Origin of the sequence: Hydrogenophaga sp. (genome assembly GCF_041633695.1) — a bacterium.
GTDB lineage: Bacteria > Pseudomonadota > Gammaproteobacteria > Burkholderiales > Burkholderiaceae_C > Hydrogenophaga.
The window spans coordinates 1-1,285 of sequence record NZ_JBFJMY010000730.1 but is presented as its reverse complement, the minus strand read 5'-3'; the positions used below and the strand labels follow the sequence as shown (position 1 = coordinate 1,285).

Here is a 1,285-nt window from a genome sequence, read left to right as displayed (position 1 = left end):
GAGGTGCTGGGCGTCTCGGGCGGCATGGGGTGTGGCGCATGACCGCATCTCCAACCACCACCGCCGTTGACGGCGTGATCGAACGCGTGCGCTGTGTCTACGGCAGCTGGAAGCGCGATACCACCGTGGCACAGATGCGGCATGACTGGGACACACTCTTTGGCGGCGTTCCCGTGAACGCAGCGGTGGAAGACGTGGACGCCGGGGGCGTAAGTGCCCAGTGGGTCAGCGCCCCGGGTGTCAACAATCGGCGCGCCATCCTCTATTTCCACGGCGGCGGTTTTCAGGTGGGTTCGGTGGTGTCGCACCGCGAGCTCATGGCTGAGCTGTCGGCAGCCACGCAATGCCGCGTGCTGGGAGTGGACTACCGGCTGGCGCCCGAGCACCGCTACCCCGCCGCGCTCGACGACGCGTCGACAGCGTATCAATGGCTCATTGATGAGGGCTTCGCGCCGGACCACATCGCCATCGCAGGCGACTCCGCTGGGGGTGGGCTGGCACTGAGCCTGCTGCTGTGTTTGCGCGACGCCGGCCAGAAGCTGCCTGCGGCAGCGGTGCTCATGTCGGCCTGGACCGACCTCACCGCATCGGGCGCGAGCTACGGCACACGCGCCGAGGCGGATCCCATCCATCAACGACCCATGATTGTGGCCATGGCCCGCAACTACTTGGGCAAGGAAGGCAACGCCGCCGATCCGCTGGTGTCGCCGCTGTTCGCCGACCTCAAGGGCTTGCCACCGTTGCTCGCGCAGGTGGGCGACCGAGAGACCGTGCTCGACGATTCGCGCGACTTCGTGGCGCGGGCGAAAGAGGCGGGTGTGGACGCCACCCTGCAGGTGTGGGACCACATGATCCACGTCTTCCAGCAGTTCCCCGCGCAATTGCCCGAAGCGCGCCAGGCCATCGATGACATGGGCCGGTTTCTGCGACAACACCTCGCAGCTTGAAAAACATCCACGGAGAAAGAGACACACATGACAACAGGTATCACGGGATACGGCAGCTACATTCCCCGGCTGCGACTGAGCCGCCAGGCCGTGGCGCAGGCCAACGCTTGGTACGCACCCCAATTCGCGGGTCGCAAGGGCACACGTTCCATGGCCAACTGGGACGAAGATGGCATCACCATGGCGGTGGCCGCCGCGCGCGATTGCCTGGGCGCAGGCGACGATCGCGGGCACATCGGCAGTGTGCAACTGGTTTCCAGCACCCTGCCGTTTGCCGAGCGGCTCAATGCCGGTGTGGTTTGCGAGGCGCTTACGCTGGGAGAGGGCGTTGAGGCGCT

1 protein-coding gene and 1 pseudogene are annotated in these 1,285 nt (G+C 66.1%); both read left to right on the top strand.

The window, feature by feature from the left end; all coding sequences use genetic code 11:
• Positions 1–947: alpha/beta hydrolase (locus tag ABYB95_RS23635; RefSeq protein ID WP_372662864.1), on the top strand; the 947-nt coding region annotated here is incomplete at its 5' end.
• Positions 948–974: 27 nt separating this feature from the next.
• Positions 975–1,285, top strand: a pseudogene (locus tag ABYB95_RS23630) (3-hydroxy-3-methylglutaryl CoA synthase); the annotation flags it as partial.